The organism is Actinoalloteichus fjordicus (genome assembly GCF_001941625.1).
GTDB lineage: Bacteria > Actinomycetota > Actinomycetes > Mycobacteriales > Pseudonocardiaceae > Actinoalloteichus_A > Actinoalloteichus_A fjordicus.
Genome location: NZ_CP016076.1, coordinates 6,321,271 through 6,344,233, shown reverse-complemented (window position 1 = coordinate 6,344,233; position 22,963 = coordinate 6,321,271). Strand labels below are relative to the sequence as shown.

Below are 22,963 nucleotides of genomic sequence, written 5' to 3'. Positions count from 1 at the left end.
GCGCAGGAATGTTCAAGGTTGATCCAGAGCAGCTTGAGACTCGGGCAGGCAGACTCACCGGGACCTCCGGGTCGATCGAGGACACGGCGCAGACGCTGCGTGGCGCGGTGACCGACAAGATGGGCTGCTGGGGCGGCGACGAGATCGGCCGCAGCTTCTCCTCCCGGTACCGGGAGCCCTCGTCCCAGGTGCTCGACCTGCTCGACGCGCTGCCGGGCCAGCTGCTGGACATGCGAGACCGCCTCCAGACCACGGCGCGGGACTACGCCGGGGTGGACGAGCACAACGCAGGCCTGGTCGGGTCGCCCGACGCCGGATCTCGCTGACGTCAGTCGCTTCTCGACAGGGGTAGGTAGATGGGTATCAAGCTTCCGGAGGAGCTGGCCGACGTGGCGCAGCGTGCCGGGGTCCACTGGCCGGAGGCCGACGAGGATCACATGCGGTCCCTCGCCGAGGCGTGGCGGGCCGCGGCGGCAGAGGTGCGGGACTCCAGGACCGATGCGCACAGCTTCGTTCAGGGTGCGTTCGAGAGCTACGAGGGCGACGCCGCCGATGCTGCACGGGAGCACTGGGAGCTGTTCGTCGCCGATGAGGGGCGGTTCGCGTCCATCGTGCGCGGCTGCGAAGAGGCGGCCGGACAGCTGGAGTTCGCTGCCGACCAGATCGCCGCCACCAAGGTGGAGATCGTGCGCAGGCTCGTCAAGCTCGCGGTCAGGAAGGATGCCGCCGAACAGGCCGTCGCCGACGGCGATGCCTCGGCCCAGGCAGAACTCGACTCCCTCTTCGCCGGTGCCAAGGCCGAGTTCGCCGAGGTCAACGAGACCTTGACCGCCGCAGTGGAGGTGGAGGCGGGCGAGGCACTGCCCGATGTGGACACCGACACCGGCGACCTGTCTCCTTTCCAGCCCGTCGGAGCGACGGCCGGGGAACTGCTCGATCCCGATCTCGCCGCGTTGCTGGGCATCGACGCCGACGCCGTGCTGCCGGAACTGGGCGACCAGGACGGCGACGGAACCGACGACCTCGGCGAGGACGATCAGTTCGACGACGCGGCGCCGCTGGTGCTGTCGGAGCTGGTGAACTCGATGGTCGAGTCCGGTGATCTGTCCGATACCGAGGCCACCGAGCTGGCCGAGAATCGCGGCTTCACCTGGGGCGACGACCTGGTGGAGCAACAGGAGCTCGAGGCAGGCGGCCCGTCGCCGTCGGACCTGCGTGATCTCGACCCCGAGAGCACCGGGCCGATTCCCGCAGGCGTGGTGGACCAGGCCGTGCGTGCCGCAGACTCGTCTGCGTCCGAGCCAGGCGGCGGTGCGCCCGCGTATTCGCCGCTCGCTTACACCCCGGACCCTTCGATGAACACCGGGCCGATCAACATTCCCGCTGGTGCAGGTTCGCCCAGCGGCTCCGCAGGCGGTTCCGGGGGCGGCGGCTCGGCCGCACCCGCCCCGCCGAGTCTGACCCCGTCGTTCTCCGGTCCGCCGTCGGACGCCGCGCCTGCCCCGGCTCCCCGACCGGAACCGGCGCCGAGCGCGCCGCCCGCGCAGAACATCCCCTCGGCACCTGCCCCACAGCCACCCGCCGGATCACCAGGTGGCGGCCAGGCGCCTGCGCCCGGCGGGGCCGGACAACCGCAGGCACCGGGACGTCCGATGCCGGTGCTGCCCGGCCCCGGCGCGCCCGGTGGCATCGGGCTGCCCGGTGGTTCGCCTGTACCCGGCATGCCCGGTGCTCCGGTCGCGCCGGGCGTCCCCGGCGCGGGCGCGCCTGGTGCGGGCTCGCCCGGCGTCGCGGCCCCCGGCGCGGGTGCCCCTGGCGCTGCGGCCCCCGGTGGCGGGGCCCCGGCACCGGCTCCGAAGCTGCCTGCCGCAGGTGGCGGTCTGCCGGGCCTCGGTGCCGCACCCGCACCGTTCGGCGCACCGGCGCCTGGCGCTCCCGGCCTCGCGGCGGGTCCCGGCGTGGGGGCCGCTCCCGGCTTCGGCGGCGCGCAGGCAGGCGGTGGCGGGGCGGTGGTCGCGCACCTGGCAGGCGGCGGTCCCGTGGCGGGCAAGGCGATGGGGCCGATCGCGCAGGCAGGTGATCTCTTCGGCGGTGGGCCCGTCGATCAGAACGCGGCAGGTCGACCGGTTCGACCGACGACGCCGCCCGACGCCGAGCTGCTCGCCTTCACCATGAACCTGTTCCCGCTCGGCCACCTGCCGGTACCCAGCACGCGTCCGGCCCGGCAGCTGCCCGCGCCGCCTCGCGAGACCGACTTCGCTCCCGGTATCCGCTTCCCACCACAGGATCACCCGCAGTCGGAGCTGGTCGACCTGCGCGATACCTCGGCGGCGAGACCGCAGCACGCGCCCGAGGATCAGCAGGGCGCCTGTCCCCGAGCCCTGGTCTCCGGTCACGATCCGCTCGGCGACGTGCACGAACGTGCTTGGGACCGGCGTTTCCTGGTGCGGGCGGCCGAGACAGGTCACGCCGCACCGGCCGAGTACGCCTGGCCACCGGGAGAGCTGTTCCCGGAGGGCGCCGCCGATCCGGCGGGCAGCGAGCCGGTCGTTCTGGCGGCGGGCACCGCGCTGGACCGGTTCGGGACGCCGGAGGGCCGGGTGCTCGCGGAGGCCGACACCCGCTTCGCGGCCCGATCACTGCCGCCCGAATACGCGGACCGGCCGTATGCGCGTTACGTGGTGCAACGGCCGCTGCCCGCGTGGCGGGCGGTCTCGGCGCCCTGGTTCGCTCAACCGGGTGGTGGACTGCGATTCCGGCTGACCCAGTCGGTGGTCGAGCTCCTCCGGGCGGGCTACCTGGTCGTCGACGAGGACGCGCCTGCCGCGCGAGTGTCGGCCACGGTGTCCGACGTCGCCCAGACAGTGCCGCAGGCGTGAGGAGACCGGCTCGATGAACATGGATTCGCTGCTCGACTGGCTGGTCAGGATCGGCGTGCCCACCCAGGTCGTCTCGGTGGGAGCCGAGGCCGACGACACCTGGTGCGTCCTGCGGGAAGAAGGCACGGGCGGGGAGCCTGCCTGGGAGGTCTTCTGGCGGGAACAGGGCAATCGCTACGACTGGGCACGATTCACGAACGAGCAGGTGGCGTGCCTCTACCTGTTCGGCAGGCTGGCGTGGACGCAGACGGTGCGGGGCGCGATCGGGCTTCCGCCCTCGGCGACGCCCCCTGCGCAGGCCGGGACGCCTGGATCGCAGGCCGCGGCGCCTGCGTCGCAGGCAGGCACGCCTGCGGCTCAGCCGGGCACCCCGTCTGCGGTCGCGGGACAGGCGGCGGGCCTGCCTGCCTCGCCGCAGTCAGCCGGACCGGTTCCGCAGGCCGTCCCCGCAGCGGGGGGCACGGCTGGCACCGGCCGACGGGCGGACGAGTCGGACGCCACCCCGCCCACCGGAATCCCCACCTTCACGGTCTCGAAGGAGACCGGTAACTCGGCGGCGCGTCTCGACGGCTGACCGGCGCGGGCGACCAGCGGCAGAGCCGAGGCGGACGTGTCCGGCTCTACCCGGCTGGCGGTCGCGTTAGCACACCGACCGAGGCGATCGGCTCCTGATCACCCGTTCGGGAAGCCGGTTATCCACATAGCCGAGTTGTCCACAGGCGCTGGGCGATCGGCGGGCGCGATGAAGGGGTGATCGCGCATGGTCGTGCCATGACCACACAGCCGAGTTCCGACGTCCGACTCCGACGATCCCGGGGTGCCGATCCCCGCCGCCCCTCTGCTGCCTGGCCTGGTCGGCGCCGCGTTCGACAGCACCCGGCCCCTGACCGGCGACAGCACCCGGCCCCTACCCGGCGGCGACGCACGGCCCTGCCAGGCTCTGATCAGTGCCGGGCGTGGTCTGCGCCTCCTCGCCTGCCGCCGGGCGGTTCGCGCGGGTCAGCTGCTGCGCAACAGGTCCAGTGCCGCGTCGTGCACCAGTCCGTTGGAGGACAGCGCGCTGCCCCTGGTGTGGTCGGGAACGCCGGTCAGATCGCTGAACCGGCCGCCCGCCTCCTCCACGATCACCTGTACCGCGGCGACGTCCCAGGCGTTCACCACGGCCTCGGCCGCGAGATCGACGGCGCCTTCGGCGACCAGCACGTGCTGCCAGAAGTCGCCGAACGCCCGGTTCTCCCAGCAGGCGTCCACCAGCGCGAGGTAGGCAGACCGGGAGTGATGCTCGGTCCAGCTGCCGAGATGGGTGGTCGACACGTAGGCATCGGCGAGCCGGTCGACGCCGGAGACGCCGATCCGCCACGGTGCGCCGTCCCCCTCGCTGGTCCAGGCACCGAGATCGCGTGCCGCCCACCACCGGCGGCCCAACGCGCCTGCGCTCACCACGCCCACCTGGGGGGTGCCGTCGACGACGAGCGCGATCAGGGTCGCCCAGACCGGCAGACCGCGCAGGAAGTTCTTGGTGCCGTCGATGGGATCGATCACCCACGTACGGGCGCCGGGGACCTCCGTACCGCCTCGCTCCTCGCCCAGCACGGCATCGTCGGGACGTTCCTGGGCCAGCAGTGCCCGGATCGCGTCCTCCACGGCGGTGTCCGCATCGGTGACCGGGGTCCGGTCGGGCTTGCTGGTCACGTGCAGGTCGCGCGAACGGAACCGGGAGCGGGTCACGGCGTCGGCGAGGTCGGCCAGTCGGCGGGCGAGGTCGAGATCAGCGGCAGATGACACCCGACGAGCCTAGTCGGCCTCATCGGTGTGCTCGGGGCCGATGTGCTTGGGCGAACCGGCCGAGCAGCGTCCCGCGACGCTCTAGGCTGACAGGGTGAGCGTGGTGCTGCTGGCCGAGGATGACGCGGCGATTGCCGAGCCGTTGTGCCGAGCACTGCAGCGCGAAGGTTACTCGGTGCACGTGGTCGATGACGGTCCGAGCGCGCTGGACGCGGCCACGACCGGCCGGGCGGACCTGCTGGTGCTCGACTTAGGTCTGCCCGGCATCGACGGCCTCGAGGTGTGTCGACGGCTGCGTGCGGCGGGTCGGGACATCCCGGTGCTGATGCTCACGGCCCGCACGGACGAGGTGGACTTCGTGGTCGGCCTGGACGCAGGCGCCGACGACTACGTGGCCAAGCCCTTCCGGCTGGCCGAGCTGATGGCCAGGATCAGGGCACTGCTGCGGCGGCGCTCGGTCGACTCGGTGGAGGCCAACGGGGTGCGGATCGACCTCTCGGCACGCCGGGTCCAGGTCGACGGACGGGAGATTCAGCTCGCCAACAAGGAGTTCGAGCTGCTTCGTGTGCTGATGCAGCACGCGGGCCAGGTCGTCACGCGGGACGAGATCCTCGACGAGGTGTGGAACGCTCCGGAGAACCGGACCAGCAAGACCCTGGACATGCACGTCTCGTGGCTGCGGAGGAAGGTCGGCGACGTGCACGGCCGCAACGGTGAGCAGCGGATCGCGACCGTGCGCGGCGTCGGGTTCCGTTTCAACGTGGATTAGGCGGCCGTGCGGACTCGCATCCTTCAGTCGATCCTGCTCGCGGTCTCGGTGACCGTGGTCGTCCTGGGGCTTCCCCTGGGGCTCGCCTCGCTTCGGCTCGTGGAGGACGTCACCCGCCGCGAGCTCACCGGCCGTGTCCAGCAGATCGCCACCAGCCTCGACGCCCAGCTCGCCGAGGGCGAGACCCTCGACCTGGTCAAGATCCGGGTCGCCGTCCCGGCGGACGGCAGCGTCGTCGTGTCGCTGCCGGGCATGGGCACCGTCCGGGACGGCCCCGACCCGGGGCCGGACCCGGTGACCGAGACCGCGTCCATCGTGCGGCAGGGGACGGTGACCCTGGCCGTCCCGTCTGGTCCGCTGCGGGCGTCGCAGGCACAGATGGCCGGTGCGGTGCTGCTGCTCGTGCTGCTCACCGTGGTGGTGGGACTGGTGATGGCGAAGGTGACGGCACGACGGCTGTCCGAGCCGCTGCGGCACGTCGCGGCCAGGGCGGCTCGGCTCGGCGCGGGCGATTTCCGTCCCGACAATCGACGACACGGTGCGGTGGAGCTGGATCGCGTCGCCGATGCACTCGACGCCTCGGCGTTGGCGTTGGCGCGCCTGATGGAGCGGGAGCGGGAACTCGTCGGTGACGTCTCCCACCAGCTCCGCAGTCACCTCACCGCGTTGCAGCTGCGGCTGGAAGAGCTGGTCGATCCGCGTCAACCGGTGAACCGCGACGAGGCCCGCGCCGCGCTGGTGCAGGCCGAGAAGTTGTCGCGCGTGTTGGAGGATCTGCTGGCCACGGCCACCGCCGCTCGATCAAGGACGGCCGAGCCGCTCGATCTCGCCGAGGAGCTGCCCGAGGTCGTCGCGGAATGGCGTGAGCGGCTGCGCGCCGAGGGCCGGACGCTACGGCTGCGGATCAGCGACAGTCTCCCGGCCAGGGTGACCCCGGCGCGACTCAGGGAGGCCCTGGGCGTGTTGTTGGAGAACGCGCTGATCCATGGTGCCGGGACGGTCTCGGTGGTGGCGCGGTTGTCGGGCGCGATGGTGATGATCGAGGTCGGCGACAACGGCAGCGGCGTGCCGGACGAGCTGTCCCGACACGTCTTCGATCGAGGCGTCTCCGGCGGTGGCTCCACCGGCGTCGGACTGTCGCTGGCCAGGGCGCTGGTGGAGGCGGACGGCGGCAGGCTGGAGCTTTACACCGCGCGCCCGGCGACGTTCGTCATCTTCCTGCTGGTGCCCAGGGCCGGTGACGTCCTCGGCATGCCGTGGCCGGTGGAGCCGAAGCCGCGCTGACGCCAGCCGAGTCGAGTCGAGCTCAGCCCACCCGCACCGACGAGGGGCGCGCTGGCTCCTCGTCGGTGCGGGTGGGCGGATGTCGCGAATGCGGATGGCAGGCGGTCGGCGGCCGAAACCGCCGCCCGGCCGGGACCTTCGACTGCGGTCGGCGGATGAGTGCGGCGTCAGTCGGCCGTCGAGGACTCCGCGGCGGCGGGTGTCGTCGACGGGCTCACGGTCTCCACGGATCGCACGGAGTCGGCCTTGCCGTTCGCCGCGCCTGCCTCGGCGAGTTCGACTGCGGCCTCCCGGATGTCCTTCGCGGTGTCGATCGCGCGCCAGTACCCGGTGATCTCGTGGCCTGCCAGCCTGCCCCGCGCCGCGAGCTGGGGGAACGTGGTCCGTTCGTGATCGCCCTTCGCCGGCAGTTCGGCCAGGATCTCGCCGGAGAAGACGTAGACGCCCCCGTTGATCGGGTACGGCGAGAGCGGCGCCTCCACGAAGTCGTTGATGCGACCGGACTCGTCGAGATCGACCACCCCCCAGGGCAGTCGGGGGCGAGCCAGCGCGACCGTGGCGATCGCCTCCTGCTCGACGTGGCGCCTCGTCAGTTCGGTCAGGGAGAACCTGGTCCAGATGTCGCCGTTCAGGGCGAACCACGGGGCTGTCGGGTCCGGCAGCCGGGCTCCCGCGTAACGCAGCCCGCCGCCACGCCCCAGCGGTTCGTCCTCGACCACCGTGCTGACCCGGATCGACCGCAGATTCGCGGTCGACTCCAGATGTTCGATGAGCACCTCGGCGAGATATCCCGCCGAGACGACGACGTCCTCGACGCCTGCCTCGGCCAGCCAGTCGAGCTGATGGTCGATGATGCACCGGCCGGAGATCTCGATCATCGGCTTGGGCCGGGTGTCGGTGTACGGGCGCAGCCTCGTGCCCTGCCCACCGGCCAGGATCACCGCCTGCCGCACCGTCGTCGCCTGCGTCATGAGTTGTGACGGTAGCAACCTGGTGCCGCGGGTGAAGAAGGTGTGGGAGATCAGCCGTCGTCAGGCGGTCTTCTCGGTCCCCGACCCGCTGAGAAGCCGGTCCGATCGGGTGGCTCGTGCCATGGCGTGATATGTCCGTGATGTGCTGCTCGCCCCGTTCACACGGGAATTCGACCGGGCGGCTCGCGATGTCGAGAATGTCATCCGAGGTGCGGTCATGAGCCTGCCGGACTGTCCTCGCTGCGATCGGCTCGGCCGGTGAAGACGAATTTACGGAAGGCCCACCAGCGGAATGCCATGCCGAGCAGAGTGCCGATGATGCTGCTGCTGACGAAGTCCGCGATCTCTTCGGTGAGCCTGCTCACCGCTGGTTCGTCGAAGCCGAGCACATAGCGCGAGATCCACAGTGGAGCGGCGTACATGATCACGCCGATCCCGCTGATCAGGAAGAACAGGGCCGCCTCATGCGGTCTCTCGTGGCCGCCACCCCTGGTTCGGAACGACCACTCCCGGTTCAGCACGTAGGAGACGATCGTGGCCACCAGCACCGAGATGATCTTGGCCGTCACCGGGTGAGGTTCGAGGATCGTCAGCTTGAGTGCGTAGAAGATGAGCGTGTCGATCAGGAACGTCATGCCGCCGACGGCGGCGAACTTGAGCAGTTCCTGGTGTTTCAACGCCAGACTTCGAAGGGATCTCGGTACCAGGTTGACAACGGTCTCGACCAGCGCCACCCGCGCAGTCTACGGAACCGTTATACGAGCCTGATTCGACAGTCCGAACATCATCATCGTCGCATGTCACGCGCCCGGTGGGCGGGAGGAGGCGTTCAGGGGCGGCCCCTGATCCGGTCGGGATCGGCCTCAGGATCGGAGCGGCTCCTCCTCGGCGGGCGGGTCCTGGTCGTAGGACGGGATGGTCGGTCGGGCCCGGACGTTCTCCTGCGGGAACACGAAGCGGCGGAAGGCCCACCAGCGGAAGCCCATGCCGATCAGGGTGCCGATGATCTGACCGCTGCTGAAGTCGGCGACCTCCTGGGTGAACCGGCTCACCTCGGGAACCTGAAGATCGAACACATATCGCGAGATGTAGAGGGGTGCCGTGTTGATGACGACCCCGACCCCGCTCACCAGGAAGAACAGGGCCGCCTCGTGCGGTGTGTCTCGACCGCCTCTGGTTCGGAACGACCACTCCCGGTTCAGCACATAAGAGAAGATCGTCGCGACGAGCACCGCGATGACCTTGGCGGTGACCGGTTTCGCCGACAGCACGCTCAGCTTCAGGGTGTAGAAGACCAGGTTGTCGATCAAGAACGCCGAGCCGCCGACGAACGCGAACTTCACGAGCTCTCTATGCCGCAACGCGAATGATCGCAGCGGTTCCGGAACACGATTGAGCACATTTTCGACAACCGACACCGCCGCAGTCTACGAAAGCACGGCCGCTGTGGGAGGTGCTCCCGTGGCTGTGAGTGTCGTCGGCCTCGTTTTCGGCCCCCTTGCACCGGGCCGCCGACGGTCGGATTCACGGCAGTCGCTCGCACCGTGCCGGTCGGTCGGCGGCCTCGGCTCTCGATTCCACCAGATCAGGTGATCACCGATGGAGTACTCCGAGAAGACCACGCTCGGCCGGACCCGGCTGGTTCGGGGCGGCCTCGGCGGTCGGCTCCCCGCGTCGCGAGGACATGGCGGGTTCTGGCGTCGCCCCCTCGGTGCCGGGCGGCACGGCCGGTCCCGGCTCGGCCCGTCTCGGCTTGGCAGGGGCGGGCTGCGTCGTCTCGTCGTGGATCGTCGGCTCGGCGGAGTCCGCAGAGCCGCCGGACTCGGGTGTCACGATGCGGTCGGACGGCGTCGGAGGCTCGGCGGGCTGAACCTGTATCGGCGGGATCGCGGTGGTGGGCGGCACTATCTGATCGACGGGCGGGGCGGGCAAGACCGGCTCGGCGGGACGAGCGGGCTCACCGGGTTCCGGAGCCTCGCCGGGCTCGGCAGGTCGTTCCGACTCGGCGGGCTCGGGCTCGGCGGGCGCCGCCGGGGACGGAACCGCAGGCTCCACCGGGTCGGGGGAATGCTGCTGCGGGGCTGTCTCTGGGTGCTGCCAGGGCCACTGCGGGCTCCAGGGGACCTGGACGGACGCCTCCTGCCCGGCGGTGCCCAAAGCGGCGCTCACGGCGACTTCGGCCGGGGCGGGGGGCTCCGTCCCGCCGGATGTGCACAGCCGCACGGTGAAGTCGTGGGTCTGGCCGGGCGACAGCGTCGGGCTGAGGTGTTCCACCGGCTCACCCTGCGCTCGGCAGCGCAGCAGGTGCGCGGTCTGACCGGACACGGCGTCGGCGCGCAGGGGCAGACCGTGCCAGGAATGAATCCCGACGCCGGGCGGCAGGTCCAGCGTGACCGTCACCGGCCCCTCGGAGTCTCCCGTGTTCGCGGTCCTGACTCCGACCTTCGTGTAGTACGTCCAGTGCGGGTCGCCCAGGCTGGTCGGCAGCGCCCACGGACCGTCGGCTGCGGCCTCCACGTGAACCGCGTCGAGCTTCGGCGGCTCGGCCACCGTGATCCGCCCGACCGGGAGCGGCCGGTCGGTCCCCGGCCCGGCGTGCATCGCGCCGCCGACCAGCCCGGACTCGGCGGGGTCCACCGCCCGAACGCGGAAGTCGAACGGCATCGCCGCGCCCGGTGGCACCCCGGACTCGCTGCGGCAGTGGATCACGTTCGCCTCGGGCAGGCAGTCGTGGCCCGAGGTCCCCTCGGCGTGGACCCCCGTGGGGAGTTGCACGGTCATCTCGACCGGTGCCGAGCCCCCTCGTCCGTCATTGCGCACGCTGTAGGTCAGCGCGTCCGGCGAGCCGTCGGCCGTCAGCACCTCGGGAGTGTGATCGAGGGTCGGTCGGAGGCTCGGGGAGGCGATCGCCGCATCCACCCGCCTGCTTGCCTCGCCGAGCCGCCCCTCGACCTCGACCGTGCCGCTGACCAGCAGCGCCCTGATGAAGTCCAGATCGGATGTGAAGACATCACCGGGCGCGAGCGGCTGCGGGCTACGACAGGTGATCCGCTGGCTGCCGGTGAGGTTCGTCTTGCCCGGGGTCGCCCAGGAGTCGGCGGCCGCGCACTCCGGCGGCAGACCGTCGGGGATGAACCACCAGGGCGCCGTGAGCTCGACCTCGGCAGGTCTGGTGGTGGTGCCCGTGTTGGTCAGGCGGATCGCGACGCGGCCCGTCCACGGCAGGCCGGCCTCCACCCGTTGACCCACCTCTGCGGCGAGGTCGAGGGCGTCGACCGGCTGCCGGACCTCGACGGAGACGGCGGTCAGCTCGATGGCGGACGCCTCGCCCGCGTCGATCGTCCCGGTCACCCGACCGCTCTGCGCGTCAGCCGCCGCCTGGAGTTCGAAGTCGAAGACGACGCTCTCACCGGGGTTCAGACCGCGTGCGGTGGCGCACCGGATGGAACCGGAGCCGTTCGTGCAGCCGATCTCCTGGCCCGCGGACTGTCGGGCGGCGGCCGTCGCCGACGAGCGTCCGACGTCGCCCGGCTGCGGGGGGAGCATCGATGGCCTGCCGTTCGTCAGGGCTGCGCTGATCGAGGTGACCTCGGCGGCGGCCCGATCGTCCGCCGTGGTCGGGAGGTGCGTGGTCCGGGCGGTGGCCGTCGTCGCAGTCGAGAGGGCGACGGGCCGGGTCGTCGCCGATGGCGTGGTCGAGCCCGCGATCCAGGCGGAGATGCCGGGCGGCAGGTCCAGGGAGGCGACCACGACGGGAGACGCAGCCGTGCCGGTGTTGGTCACGGTCACGGGCAGTGCGCCTGCCACGCCGCCCGCGAACAGGATCAGCGGCTCCGTCGGCGTGGTGATGTCGAGGACGGGCTCGGCGGATTCTTCGGCGGGCGGGGCCTCCGCGGGCGGCGGTTCCGTCGGTTCGCCGGGCGGCGACTCCGGTGGCGAGTTCGGCGACGGCAGCGGGGGAGCGGGCTGGTCCGGTGGGGCGGGCGCCTGCGGGGCGGGCTGCTCCACCGCGGGCGGCGTCGGTTGCGCCACGGGATGGGGTGCGGTGTCGGAGAGCAGCGCCGCGACGACCGCTGCCGCCAGTGCGACGCTCGACGCGGCGGCGGTGAGCCACTGTCGAGGCGCCGAGCTCACGGCACCGGTCACCGCACCTGCCGTGATCGTGCCGGTGACCGCCGCACCGGTGCCGCCGACGGTGCCTGCGGACACGGCCGTGAGATAACCGCCCGCGCCTGCGCCGAGGATCAGGATGCCGACCTCGCGCAGGGTTCCGTTGAGGTCGATGAGTTCGATGGACAGCGCCCGACAGCGGGCGCAGTCGTCGAGATGCGTCTCCACCTGCGTGGTCTCGCGTTTGGATAATCCGCCCCTGGTCCAGGAGCCGAGGCGCTCCACTACGGCGCGGCAGCGTTCCGTCTGGGTCTCGGCGAGGTGGACCTGGAGGTAAGCCTGTCGTAAGCCTTCTCTGGCCCGATAGGCCAGCGCGGAGACTCCGTTGGGGGTAAGTCCGAGGAGGGGGGCCACGGTGGCCGCCGACTGGCCCTCGACCTCCATGTGCCAGAGGACGGTCCGCCAGCGCTCCGGCAGTCGGGCGAACGCCCTCGCGGCCAGTGAACGCTCCAGATCCTGGATCGGCGTGTCGTGGAAGGGGACGCTGATGTCGACGCCGGGCACCGATGCGACGTCGTCGGAGACCTCGACGCGGCGTTCTTTGCGCGTCCGGTCGTAGGCGGCGTGCCGCAGGGCGGTCAGCAGGTAGGCGCGGAAGGCGACGTCGGGGCCGTTGCCGGTGCGTAAGCGGTCCAACACCTTCGAGAAGGCGTCTGAGACGAAGTCGTCCTGCTCCGCTGGAGATCTGGCCAGCTGCCGTGCCAGGTTGTACGCGGCCGAGACGTGCCGCTCGTATAACGATCCGTAGGCCTCGACAGAGCCCGCTCGGACGGCCTCGATCAGTTCTTGATCGGTCGGTTCTGGCAATTCGGAGGAGACGATCGCCACGCCGGATGACCTCCCTGTCTACATCATGACGCACCCAGTGTGACCAATCGACTCCGCAATGTACTAGGCACCCCTCCGTCATGGCCGCCGGTGCTCGTCGTCACACCGATACGGCGAAAGGAGGAGCCTTGTCGATCACATGGACGACACGGACGGCACCGGAGACCCGGCAGGCCGCACGGTCGCGCGAACTGCGGGCGATGCGACTGACGGACGCCGACTGCCTGCTGCCTCGGGCGTGTCGGGTACTCCGGACACCGCAGGTCCGGCGGCGAACGGCCTCGGCGCGCCGGTCGGCGCGATGACTCGGCGGCAGAACGATCCGGGGCGGGGCCTCGCGGCCCGGACGGCGGCTCGATCGATGTACGCGCGCTGGCGGTCGGCGAGTCTCGCGGCGGGCTGGCCCTTCCCCGCCGACTGGCCGAGGCTGCCTGCACGGGCGGTGTGCCTGGCTCTCGCGAGCCTGCGTGATCCGACCCCGCATCTGGCGGCGCTCGGTGCCGTCAGAGCCGACGACGGCGTCGACCTGGCCGCCACCCTGGGCGATCTCGCGGCGCTGTACTCGATCCTGGCCCCCGCGTCGCGCGATGAGCCGTCGGGGGTCTGGCTCCGCGCGGAGGCTGCGGCCGGGAAGGACCCGGGCGCCCGGCAGGAGGCCGACGGCTCGACTCGGGAGGACGTCGGTGCCGCCGCCCTCGCACCTCGGCTCGTCGACGCGAACCGCGAACCGGCCTCGTCCTGCCTGCCGTCCTCGAACGTGGTGACCTGGTCCAGCCGCCTGCTCTGTCCGAATGTCGCACGGCCCGCCACACGCGAGCCTGCGAGAGACGTCGAGGCCGGACGCGGGAAGCAGACCGCGCCGGAGACGACAGTCCGGGCGGAGTCGAGCGGCCCGGTCGACGAGGATGACGCGACAGCGGCCCGCCTACAGCGGACCGACGGGGCGGCCTCGTTCGTCGTGCCCGCCGCCGCGATGCGTGCGGTCGCCCTGGGCTGGGCAGAGGCCGCCGTCGGCAGGCTTGTCGAGCAGCAGGCCAGCGACGGGCTCACCGGGCTGGCCACCGAGGGCTACCTCCGCCGCAGGCTCCACGAGCTGTATCAGGAGGCGACGGCGACCGGCAGGCCGCCCGGCGAGGACTTCGCTCTGGTGGTGACGACGGTGAACCTGCGGCGGGCACCACGATGGCCGAGGAGTCTGGCCATGGTGATGGTCGGCGACGCCTTGACGCGGACCTTCGACGGCGGTGAGACCCGCGCGCTGCTCGGACCCTCCGCCGCAGTCGTGTTGGCGCGGGCCGACCGACGACTGCCGCTGCACGTGGTGACCGCCCGCTGGCTCGTGGAACGCGGGCTGCGCGTCGCGGTCGCCGATCGAGAGTGCGGCCCCGTGCTGGTCTGGCGCGAGCCGCTGCCCACCCGGTGGGAGGAGGTTCCCGAACTGCTGCGCAGGCTGTCCGCACCGCCGCCCCAGTCCTGATCCGAGCGGTCGGGTCCGCAGTGTCGCGGTGCCCGCCGCTCGAGCCCGGCCGGGGCAGGCAGGACGCCGTCGGTCGCTCCGGGCGGCGCGGTTCGAGCCCCTTGCGATGCAAGCGCGGGGCGCAGGCGACCGGCATGCGGCGACACCCGAGACGCCACCGGGTAGGCTTCCGCGCCCGTGGGCACCAGCAGCACGAATAAGGGATCGATGCCCGTCGTCGGCATGATCGGCGGCGGCCAGCTCGCCCGGATGACACACCAGGCCGCGATCCCGCTCGGGCAGTCTCTCCGGGTGCTCGCCGCTTCGCAGACCGACCCGGCCGCACTCGTGGCGCCGGGCGTCGCCATCGGCGCGCACACCGATCCCGACGCGGTGCGTGCGTTCGCCGCCGACTGCGACGTCGTGACCTTCGATCACGAGCACGTGCCCGGTGACCTGCTCCGAGGACTCGTGGCGGAGGGGATCGCGGTCCGGCCCGGACCCGACGCGCTGATCCATGCCCAGGACAAGCTGGTGATGCGGCGCCGTCTCCGTGAACTCGGCCTGCCGGTTCCCGAGTTCGTCGAGGTCACCAGCGCTGCGGACCTGGTGCGCTTCGGCGAGGTGCACGGCTGGCCCTGTGTGCTCAAGGCGGTCAGGGGCGGCTACGACGGACGAGGCGTATGGATGCCCGCCGACGCCGACGAGGCGGCGCACCTGGCGACGGAGCTGCTCGCGGCGGGCACGCCGCTGATGGTCGAACAGAAGGTGCCGATGCGGCGGGAACTGGCCGCGGTCGTGGCACGCTCCCCGTTCGGCCAGGGCGCGGCGTGGCCGGTGGTGCAGACCGTGCAGACCGACGGCATCTGCGTCGAGGTGCATGCGCCCGCCCCCGGCCTGGCCACCGCCACCGCCGCGCGGGCCCAGGAGATCGCCTTCCGGATCGCCGAGGAACTGGACGTGGTCGGCGTGCTGGCGGTGGAACTGTTCGAGCTGGACCGCTCTGGCCCCGCCGTAGCCGACGAGGCGACAGGCGCCGACGACGACACGAGCACCGGTTCGCGGCCTGCCGACGACGCCGGATGGCGGGAACTCGCCCCGGACGGCCTGGTCGTCAACGAGCTGGCGATGCGACCGCACAACTCCGGGCACTGGACCATCGAAGGAGCCAGGACCTCGCAGTTCGAGCAGCATCTGCGGGCCGTGCTGGACTATCCGCTCGGCAACACCGATCCGGTGGCGCCTGCGGCGGTGATGACCAACGTGCTCGGCGCGCCGGAGCAGCCCGCGATGTCGGTCGACGAGCGGCTGCACCACCTGTTCGCCCGCTATCCCGATGCCAAGGTGCACCTGTACGGGAAGGCCGAGCGTCCTGGCCGCAAGGTCGGACATGTCACGATGCTCGGCGACGACGCCGACTCCGTCGCGGTGCGGGCGCGGCTGGCCGCACACTGGCTGTCGCACGCGCAGTGGACCGACGGCTACGACATTCACGGAGGAGAACAGCGGTGACGGCCAAGCCCACCCCCCTGGTCGGCGTGATCATGGGCAGCGATTCGGACTGGCCGGTGATGGAGGCGGCGACGACCGCGCTGACCGAGTTCGACGTGGCCTACGAGGTCGCGGTGATCTCCGCGCACCGCACCCCGCAGCGGATGATCGACTACGCCCGGTCGGCCGCCGACCGGGGGCTGCGAGTGATCATCGCGGGCGCGGGCGGTGCCGCGCACCTGCCCGGCATGGTCGCCTCTGCGACGGTGCTGCCGGTGATCGGCGTCCCGGTGCCATTGCGGCATCTCGACGGTCTCGACTCGCTGCTGTCGATCGTGCAGATGCCCGCAGGCGTGCCGGTGGCGACCGTGTCGGTGGGGGGCGCACGCAATGCAGGCCTCCTGGCGGTCCGCACGCTGGGTGCCGGTGCCGACGAGCACGCGGCGCGGCTGCGTCAGGCGATGGCAGGCTTCCAGGCCGATCTGGAGCAGCTGGTGCTGGACAAGGACGCTGCGCTGCGCACCCGCCACGAACAGGGCTGAGTCCTTCGAGGCCGCGCGGACGACCGGGCGGGCGGGTGCCTGCCGGGTGCGCGGCCCGCACCTGTCCCGGCGGCACTGCCCGGCAGGCCAGGCCGACGTGGCGGCTCGCCGGTCGGCCGCTGTCGCGTCAGATGACCTCGGGCAGTCGGATCGTGGCGGTCGGGGTGCAGACGAGGCTTCTTCGCTTATGCGGCGGGTTGCAGCAACCTCGCCGCCGTGAAGCATCGTCCCTCGACGACCCGCAGCGCGCGCTCGCCCCGGACAAGGCGTCTGTGGCCCCATCGTCCGGCGTGCCCGCGCGTCCGGGGCGCGTTCGACGAGACCTGTCCGCGCCGTTCACGCTGATGTGAGCGGCGGCCCCGAGGCCGTTCGTCGGACGACGCCGTTCGCAGGTGAAGGTCGTTCCACGGCCGAGGCCGGAAAATCGGTTGCCCCACAAGCGCCGAGCGGGAATTGTGGATCACACACCGTCGGACTGCCGAACCGCAGCCGAGTCGAAGGAGGGACCGCCATGCCGTGGAAATACGCGCGGCGATGTCCCCCACGACAACGCGGTCTGTCTCGACGATCCTCCGCCTGTCTTCGACGCTGAGCGTCGGCGCGGGGCCCGCGTAGCGCCGCCCCGACCTGCGGACGTCCTCGGGACGCTTCCCTTCGGAACGGCCCGTGTCGCCGGGCGAGTCCCGCCGCGACCGCGTGCACTCTTCCTGACTCGTCACCGTCGGATCGCGCCGTCTGCCGCAGCCGTCGGTGACGCTGTTCTTCGCTCTGGTCCGCGATCGTGCGGTCCACCGACCCCCGTGAGGCGATCATGTACACCCAGATCCTTGGCGAGCGCGTGCCCATTCGTGCCTGGGCCGACCCGGACGAGATCGAGCCCCAGGCCATGGCCCAGCTCCGCAACGTCGCGAACCTGCCGTGGCTGCACGGCCTCGCCGTGATGCCCGACGTGCACTTCGGCAAGGGCGCGACCGTCGGGAGCGTCATAGCGATGCGCGACGCCGTCTCGCCCGCCGCAGTCGGAGTGGACATCGGCTGCGGCATGTCCGCCGTCCGGACCTCCCTGTTCGACCACGACCTGCCCGCCGACCTCGGCGGTCTGCGCAGCCGGATCGAGGCGGCGGTGCCGGTCGGCTTCGCCCTGCACGACGACCCGGTCAATCCGGCTCGGGTGCCGGGGACGGCCGGGTGGGACGACTTCTGGGCAGGCTTCGACCACCTGCACGAGGGCGTCCACCATCGGCGGGATCGGGCCGCTCGGCAGATCGGCACCCTGGGCGGCGGAAATCACTTCATCGAGGTCTGCCTGGAGCAGGGCGGTCCGGACGCGGGCCGGGTGTGGCTGATGCTGCACTCGGGCTCGCGCAACATCGGCAAGGAGCTGGCCGAGCGGCACGTGCGGATCGCGCAGTCCCTGTCGCACAACAAGAACCTGGTGGATCGGGACCTCGCCGTGTTCCTCGCCGCGACGCCGGAGATGGCGGCGTACCGGCGGGACCTGTACTGGGCGCAGGAGTACGCCCTGCGGAACCGGGCGACGATGATGGCACTGGTCAAGGGCGCGCTGCGGGCGACAGTGCCCGGTGTCCGGTTCGATCCGGAGGTCTCCTGCCACCACAACTACGTTGCGGAGGAGCGGTACGACGGCGTCGACCTCCTGGTGACGCGCAAGGGCGCGATCCGTGCGGGTTCCGGGGAGCTGGGCATCATTCCGGGCAGCATGGGAACCGGGTCCTACATCGTGCGCGGGCTGGGCAACCAGGGCTCGTTCCAGTCCGCCTCGCACGGCGCCGGGCGCCGGATGTCGCGGAACAAGGCGAAGAAGCTGTTCTCGGCGGCCGACCTCGCCGCGCAGACCGAGGGCGTGGAGTGCCGCAAGGACGCGGGCGTGGTGGACGAGATCCCGGCCGCCTACAAGGACATCAACGAGGTGATCAAGGCACAGGAGGATCTGGTGGCGGTGGTCGCACACCTCAAGCAGGTCGTCTGCGTCAAGGGCTGAGCTGCTGCCGCGCACCGAAGACCGATCGTCGCGCGTACCCGGCTGCCGTCGTCGGGTCGGTCTGCTGCGCCGACCCGCCAGCAGCCTGCTCGTCGACACGCCCCGGGTGGGTTAACGAACCTTCACATCGGGGCTACTATCGCGGACGACAGTGTTGTTACTCGGCGGTAACAGGAGGCGTGGGAGTGAACTCTGGCTTCGGTACCTACCAACTCGCTGACGAGCACGAGGCCCTGCGGGAGGCGGTACGGGCGCTCGCGGAGAAGGAGATCGCCCCGCACGCCGCCGAGGTCGACGAGCAGGCGCGCTTTCCCCAGGAGGCGCGGGACGCGTTGACCAAGGCCGACCTGCACGCCGTGCACCTCCCCGAGGAGTACGGCGGTCAGGGCGCGGACTCGGTCGCGACCTGCATCGTCATCGAGGAGGTCGCGCGGGTCTGCGCGTCCTCCTCGCTGATCCCCGCCGTGAACAAGCTGGGCTCGGTGCCCGTCCTGCTGGCGGGTTCTGCGGAGCTGAAGCAGCAGGTGCTGCCGACACTCGCCTCGGACGGCGCGATGATCTCCTATGCGTTGTCGGAGCGCGAGGCGGGCTCCGACACCGCGTCGATGCGCACCAGGGCCCGGCTCGACGGCGACCACTGGGTGCTCAACGGCACCAAGTGCTGGATCACCAACGCGGGGGAGTCCGCCTGGTACACGGTCATGGCGGTCACCGATCCGAACGCGACGAAGAAGTCCGACGGCATCTCGGCCTTCGTCGTCCATGCCGACGATCCCGGCTTCGAGGTCGGTTCCAAGGAACGCAAGCTCGGGATCAAGGGCTCGCCGACCCGCGAGATCCACTTCGCGGACTGCACCATCCCCGCCGATCGCATCATCGGCGAGCCGGGCACCGGCCTCAAGACCGCGTTGCGGACCCTGGACCACACCAGGCCGACCATCGGGGCGCAGGCCCTCGGCATCGCCCAGGGGGCGCTCGACGCCTCGATCGACTACGTGAAGAGCCGCAAGCAGTTCGGGAAGCCGATCAGCGACTTCCAGGGCGTGCAGTTCATGCTCGCCGACATGGCGATGAAGATCGAGGCCGCCCGGCACCTCGTCTACGTCTCGGCCGCCCGCGCCGAGCGCGGCGAGGGCGACCTGGGCTTCGTCTCCGCCGCCGCGAAGTGCTTCGCCTCCGACGTCGCCATGGAGGTCACCACGGATGCCGTCCAGCTCTTCGGCGGGGCGGGCTACACCAGTGACTTCCCCGTGGAGCGGATGATGCGCGACGCGAAGATCACCCAGATCTACGAGGGCACCAACCAGATCCAGCGCATGGTGATGGCCAGGAACCTGCTCAAGCGCTAGATCTCGCTAGGCGGTGGCGGGCCTGATCAGCGAGACCCTCATGATCAGGCCGCCGCCGGGCCGGGCGGATCGTAGAGTCGGGCCGGTGAACGGGTGCCTGGTTCAGGGCCACCGCGTCCGCTGCCCGCAGCCGACGTGCTCGCGCTGTCCGCCCGGTCTCACCCCGAGTTGACGGGTCTCCGGCCGACACCGCCGAAAGGGACGGTTCCCTTCCAGAGCACCGGCGCGTGTCGTCGACCTGCGACGACACGCGCACGCCGACCGGGCTGGCCGCGGTAGGGCTCAGCCGGTCCAGCGCTGCCCGGTGATGCGCTCGTACACCGCCGTGTACCGGGCGCGCGTCTCGGCGACGATCTCGGCCGGGATCGCCGGTCCGGGCGGGGTCTTGTCCCAGCCGGTGCTCGTCGCCCAGTCACGGACGATCTGCTTGTCGAAGGCGTGCTGCGGGCGACCCGGTTCCCAGTCGTCGGCGGGCCAGAAGCGGGAGGAGTCGGAGGTGAGCACCTCGTCGGCCAGCGTCAGCACCCCGTCGGAGTCCCGGCCGAACTCCAGCTTCGTGTCGGCGACGATGATGCCGTTCTGCGCGGCCCGCTCGGCGCCGCGCGAGTAGATCTCGAGCGTGAGGTCCCGCAACCGGTCGGCAAGCTCCGGACCGACCAGGTCGACGACCTCCGCGAAGGTCATGAACTCGTCGTGCCCGGTGTCGGACCCCTTGGTCGTCGGAGTGAAGATCGGCTCCGGGAGCCTGCTGCCCTCCACGAGTCCCTCGGGCAGCGCGACGCCCGACACGGTGCCGTTCTTCTGATACTCGCGCAGCCCCAACCCGACGAGGTAGCCGCGCGCGATGCACTCCACCGGGATCATGGTCAGCGGTTTGCAGCGCAGCGCCCGGCCCGCGAACTCGGCGGGCACGTCGGTCGCCGAGATGACGTGATTCGGCACGACGTCGCTCAGCTGCTCGAACCACCACGTGGAGAGCCGGGTCAGCAGGGCGCCCTTGTCCGGCACCGGCGTCGGCAGCGAGACGTCGTACACGGACACCCGGTCCGAGGCGACCAGCAGGAGATCGGAGTCGATCTCGTACAGGTCGCGCACCTTGCCGGAGTGGATCTTCTTCATCTGACTTCCTCGCTGATGTACTCGTGGTGGACCAGGCTGCCGGGCCGGGTGATGGGTCGGGACCCGCACCGCATCCTGGTCATCGTGGACGTGCGGGAGCGTCACCCATGATGTGGTGAACCAGTGCCGCCATCCCGGTTCCGGGGTTTGCTGGAATGACCCCGGTGGTGTTCCCGGCTCGTCCGGAGGCCACCGTGGTTCTGGCGAATAAGAAGTCCTTGGGCACCGCCTTGTCGATGCCATACCGACGTAGGCGGCGTCTGAGTTCGGTGGAGTCGATACTGCGACGGCAGTCCTCGTAGTGCCAGAGCAGCCAGATCTCGAAACAGGGATTGCTCACCACGGTGTGGAATCCGTGGCGAGCTGCCGCTCGGATTCCGGTCTGCAACGTGCGGTGCTCGTCGACGTCGAACACACACCACACCGATTCGAATCCGTCGCGACCCCCGACCAGCCGGCCGTCACCGGTCTCCAGCGCAGCCTTCTTCACTACTCGCTCTGGGTCGCGCCCTTCGCCTCGGACATAGACCCCGCAGACCCGGACGCCGGTCTGCCGGAGATATGCGCACAGACCTTGCAGATACGACGGCTCGGTCTTGGTCCCCTCGGTGACGACGAGGATCCGGCGGCGTTCACTCCGTCCCCCGGTGCGCCGTCGCAGGTCGGATCGCTCGCTGAGTCGTCGGGCGGCCACGCGTCACACGTCCTCGGCGAGCGCCGCGCGCAGTTGCGCCGGGTCGATGATCGGCACGGCGCCGTAGCGGCCCTGGAGATAGCGCCGCTCGAAGTTGTCCGTCTCGCGGGTCGGGAACTCCTGCAGCGAGTACAGCTCGGTGACACCGATCGGGCTCTTCTCGGCGAACCAGACCTCTGCCGGGCTGAGGACCTCGCCGACCAGACTGCCGAGCAGTGTGGTGTCGTGGGAGGTGAAGACGAGTTGCGCGCCGCTGCGGTTGATCTCCGAGTCCTTGAACATGCTGATCAACGCGGCCGTCAGCGTCGGATGCAGGCTGGAGTCGATCTCATCGATGATGAGTGCTCGGCCGTCGTGGAGGACGCGCAGGGCGTGGACGCCGAGACCTAGCCAGGCGACCGTGCCGCTGCTCTCCTCCTCTGCCCTCAGGCTGAAGGAGTCGTCGACGCCTGCACGGTGGCCGAAGCGGAGTTGTCGGTCACCTGCGGCGATGATCCGCCAGTGGGAGAGATCAGGGGACTGCTCCGAGAGGTGCGGCAGTGAATGCTGGAGTCTCGTGATCAGCTCAGCCGTCCGGTCCTCGTGTTCCGTCGACTCGATGGTCACGTCGGTGATGCCGAGGTCCGCGAATCGCAGCAGCGAGCCTGCCTGATCGAGGAGGTCGCCCTCTTCGAGCATGCTGACGGCCCGGCGGAGCCGTGCGACGGAGTTCGGCGAGTCAAGCGAGATGTAGTCCAATCCCTTGCACAGTTCCTGCTGAATTCCGCTCAGGACCGGATGATTGTTATTGGCGGCCACCGACAGGAACAGTGCATTCGGCCGGACGAGTTTGCTGATCGTGGCGTTCTCGCCGACGAGCGATCGGCCGAACTTGATGGCCTTCGCGTCGCGGGTGCGTTCGAAGAGTACTCGTCGCCGACCCGCCGGGTAGGAGTACAGCCATTCCTCGCGGATTCCGTTCGGCTCCGATTCGAACCCGTAGATGTACCGGCTACCGGCGGCGACGAAGTCGAACTCGTATGAGGAGGGCAGGTTTCTGCTCTCGCGATCGAGCATGAACGGCTGGTGCGGAAATCCGTCTTGATCACCCCAGCGGGTGGCCGAGTGGGCTACCGCCGTCTTCGCGAAGTCGATCGCATGGAGCACGGTCGACTTCCCCGAGGCGTTCGCGCCGTAGATCCCGGCCACTCTGGTGGTGGCCTGGCGCCAGTCCTGATCCGGCGGATGCGTGCCGCGCATCGACGGGGACACCAGCGACAACTCGACCGCATCGCGCAGCGAACGATGATTGACGGCCCGGAAGCGAAGCAGCACGGTTCACTCCCCAGTCCAGGTCATAGCAGCAGTTTCGGGGCCCTTCTCGTCGTTGATCGACAAGGACGGCCTTGCGATGGTATCGGCCGGAGCGCTTGATGTGGTGGTTCTGCTGTCCAGGTCACCCGGCTGAGCCGCGCGACCCCGCTATCGGTCTCAACGACGCCCCGTCGTCACGGGCAGCTCTCGGCCCGTGCCCGCCCTCGGCGCTGTCCGCAACAGGCCACCCGCCACCCGTCCCCTTGACGTGAGCGCAGTCACAGTCATACGGTCCGCCGAGCCGAGGTCGAGATGAAACGTTTCAGGGGGC

17 protein-coding genes and 1 pseudogene are annotated in these 22,963 nt (G+C 70.7%); 10 read left to right on the top strand and 8 right to left on the bottom strand.

What is annotated here, in order from left to right; all coding sequences use genetic code 11:
- Positions 1 to 8: 8 nt before the first annotated feature.
- From UA74_RS27040 to UA74_RS27030, 3 genes and pseudogenes are all read left to right on the top strand, one after another.
- On the top strand, positions 9 to 326 hold the full coding sequence (locus UA74_RS27040) for a WXG100 family type VII secretion target (RefSeq protein ID WP_075742729.1): 318 nt from the start codon (positions 9 to 11) through the stop codon (positions 324 to 326).
- Between the two features lie 30 nt (positions 327 to 356).
- On the top strand, positions 357 to 2,879 hold the full coding sequence (locus UA74_RS27035; RefSeq protein ID WP_075765714.1) for a TNT domain-containing protein: 2,523 nt from the start codon (positions 357 to 359) through the stop codon (positions 2,877 to 2,879).
- 13 nt (positions 2,880 to 2,892) lie between these two features.
- Positions 2,893 to 3,159 (top strand): annotated as a pseudogene (locus tag UA74_RS27030) (hypothetical protein); the annotation flags it as partial.
- A gap of 719 nt (positions 3,160 to 3,878) precedes the next feature.
- On the opposite strand, the gene hisN reads toward UA74_RS27030, so the two are convergent.
- Positions 3,879 to 4,664, bottom strand: a complete 786-nt coding sequence (gene hisN / locus UA74_RS27025) for a histidinol-phosphatase (protein ID WP_075742727.1) — start codon at positions 4,662 to 4,664, stop codon at positions 3,879 to 3,881.
- A gap of 94 nt (positions 4,665 to 4,758) precedes the next feature.
- Between hisN and UA74_RS27020 the strand changes: the two genes are divergently transcribed.
- Positions 4,759 to 5,433 (top strand): response regulator transcription factor, encoded by a 675-nt coding sequence (locus UA74_RS27020; RefSeq protein ID WP_075742726.1) that lies wholly within the window; start codon positions 4,759 to 4,761, stop codon positions 5,431 to 5,433.
- Between the two features lie 6 nt (positions 5,434 to 5,439).
- The gene (locus UA74_RS27015; RefSeq protein ID WP_075742725.1) at positions 5,440 to 6,717 is read left to right on the top strand and encodes an ATP-binding protein; all 1,278 of its coding nucleotides are present in this window, start codon (positions 5,440 to 5,442) and stop codon (positions 6,715 to 6,717) included.
- A 167-nt stretch (positions 6,718 to 6,884) separates the two neighbouring features.
- Here the strand turns inward: UA74_RS27015 and UA74_RS27010 are convergent, their stop codons facing one another.
- The 4 genes from UA74_RS27010 to UA74_RS34085 form a co-directional block, all read right to left on the bottom strand.
- Positions 6,885 to 7,688 carry a nucleotidyltransferase family protein gene (locus tag UA74_RS27010; protein WP_075742724.1) on the bottom strand — a complete coding sequence of 268 codons (804 nt, stop codon included), beginning with the start codon at positions 7,686 to 7,688 and terminating at the stop codon, positions 6,885 to 6,887.
- A gap of 215 nt (positions 7,689 to 7,903) precedes the next feature.
- Positions 7,904 to 8,422, bottom strand: coding sequence for a GtrA family protein (locus UA74_RS27005; RefSeq protein ID WP_075742723.1), 519 nt, complete (start codon positions 8,420 to 8,422; stop codon positions 7,904 to 7,906).
- Positions 8,423 to 8,551: 129 nt separating this feature from the next.
- Positions 8,552 to 9,106: a GtrA family protein gene (locus UA74_RS27000; protein WP_075742722.1), complete on the bottom strand. Its 555-nt coding sequence runs from the start codon at positions 9,104 to 9,106 to the stop codon at positions 8,552 to 8,554.
- A 175-nt stretch (positions 9,107 to 9,281) separates the two neighbouring features.
- On the bottom strand, positions 9,282 to 12,686 hold the full coding sequence (locus tag UA74_RS34085) for a sigma-70 family RNA polymerase sigma factor (RefSeq protein WP_075742721.1): 3,405 nt from the start codon (positions 12,684 to 12,686) through the stop codon (positions 9,282 to 9,284).
- Positions 12,687 to 12,825: 139 nt separating this feature from the next.
- Between UA74_RS34085 and UA74_RS26990 the strand changes: the two genes are divergently transcribed.
- From UA74_RS26990 to UA74_RS26970, 5 genes are all read left to right on the top strand, one after another.
- Positions 12,826 to 14,163: a hypothetical protein gene (locus tag UA74_RS26990; RefSeq protein WP_075742720.1), complete on the top strand. Its 1,338-nt coding sequence runs from the start codon at positions 12,826 to 12,828 to the stop codon at positions 14,161 to 14,163.
- Positions 14,164 to 14,340: 177 nt separating this feature from the next.
- The gene (locus UA74_RS26985; protein ID WP_075765712.1) at positions 14,341 to 15,654 is read left to right on the top strand and encodes a 5-(carboxyamino)imidazole ribonucleotide synthase; all 1,314 of its coding nucleotides are present in this window, start codon (positions 14,341 to 14,343) and stop codon (positions 15,652 to 15,654) included.
- Between the two features lie 32 nt (positions 15,655 to 15,686).
- Positions 15,687 to 16,175 (top strand): 5-(carboxyamino)imidazole ribonucleotide mutase, encoded by a 489-nt coding sequence (gene purE / locus UA74_RS26980; protein WP_075766348.1) that lies wholly within the window; start codon positions 15,687 to 15,689, stop codon positions 16,173 to 16,175.
- An 811-nt stretch (positions 16,176 to 16,986) separates the two neighbouring features.
- Positions 16,987 to 18,177, top strand: coding sequence for an RtcB family protein (locus tag UA74_RS26975; protein ID WP_075744286.1), 1,191 nt, complete (start codon positions 16,987 to 16,989; stop codon positions 18,175 to 18,177).
- A 185-nt stretch (positions 18,178 to 18,362) separates the two neighbouring features.
- On the top strand, positions 18,363 to 19,526 hold the full coding sequence (locus UA74_RS26970; RefSeq protein WP_075744285.1) for an acyl-CoA dehydrogenase: 1,164 nt from the start codon (positions 18,363 to 18,365) through the stop codon (positions 19,524 to 19,526).
- Between the two features lie 282 nt (positions 19,527 to 19,808).
- On the opposite strand, the gene UA74_RS26965 is transcribed toward UA74_RS26970, so the two are convergent.
- From UA74_RS26965 to UA74_RS26955, 3 genes are all read right to left on the bottom strand, one after another.
- Positions 19,809 to 20,645 carry a phosphoribosylaminoimidazolesuccinocarboxamide synthase gene (locus tag UA74_RS26965; RefSeq protein WP_075765710.1) on the bottom strand — a complete coding sequence of 279 codons (837 nt, stop codon included), beginning with the start codon at positions 20,643 to 20,645 and terminating at the stop codon, positions 19,809 to 19,811.
- A gap of 79 nt (positions 20,646 to 20,724) precedes the next feature.
- The gene (locus UA74_RS26960; RefSeq protein WP_083683679.1) at positions 20,725 to 21,339 is read right to left on the bottom strand and encodes an RloB family protein; all 615 of its coding nucleotides are present in this window, start codon (positions 21,337 to 21,339) and stop codon (positions 20,725 to 20,727) included.
- Between the two features lie 3 nt (positions 21,340 to 21,342).
- On the bottom strand, positions 21,343 to 22,653 hold the full coding sequence (locus UA74_RS26955) for an AAA family ATPase (RefSeq protein ID WP_075765708.1): 1,311 nt from the start codon (positions 22,651 to 22,653) through the stop codon (positions 21,343 to 21,345).
- Positions 22,654 to 22,963 lie beyond the last annotated feature (310 nt).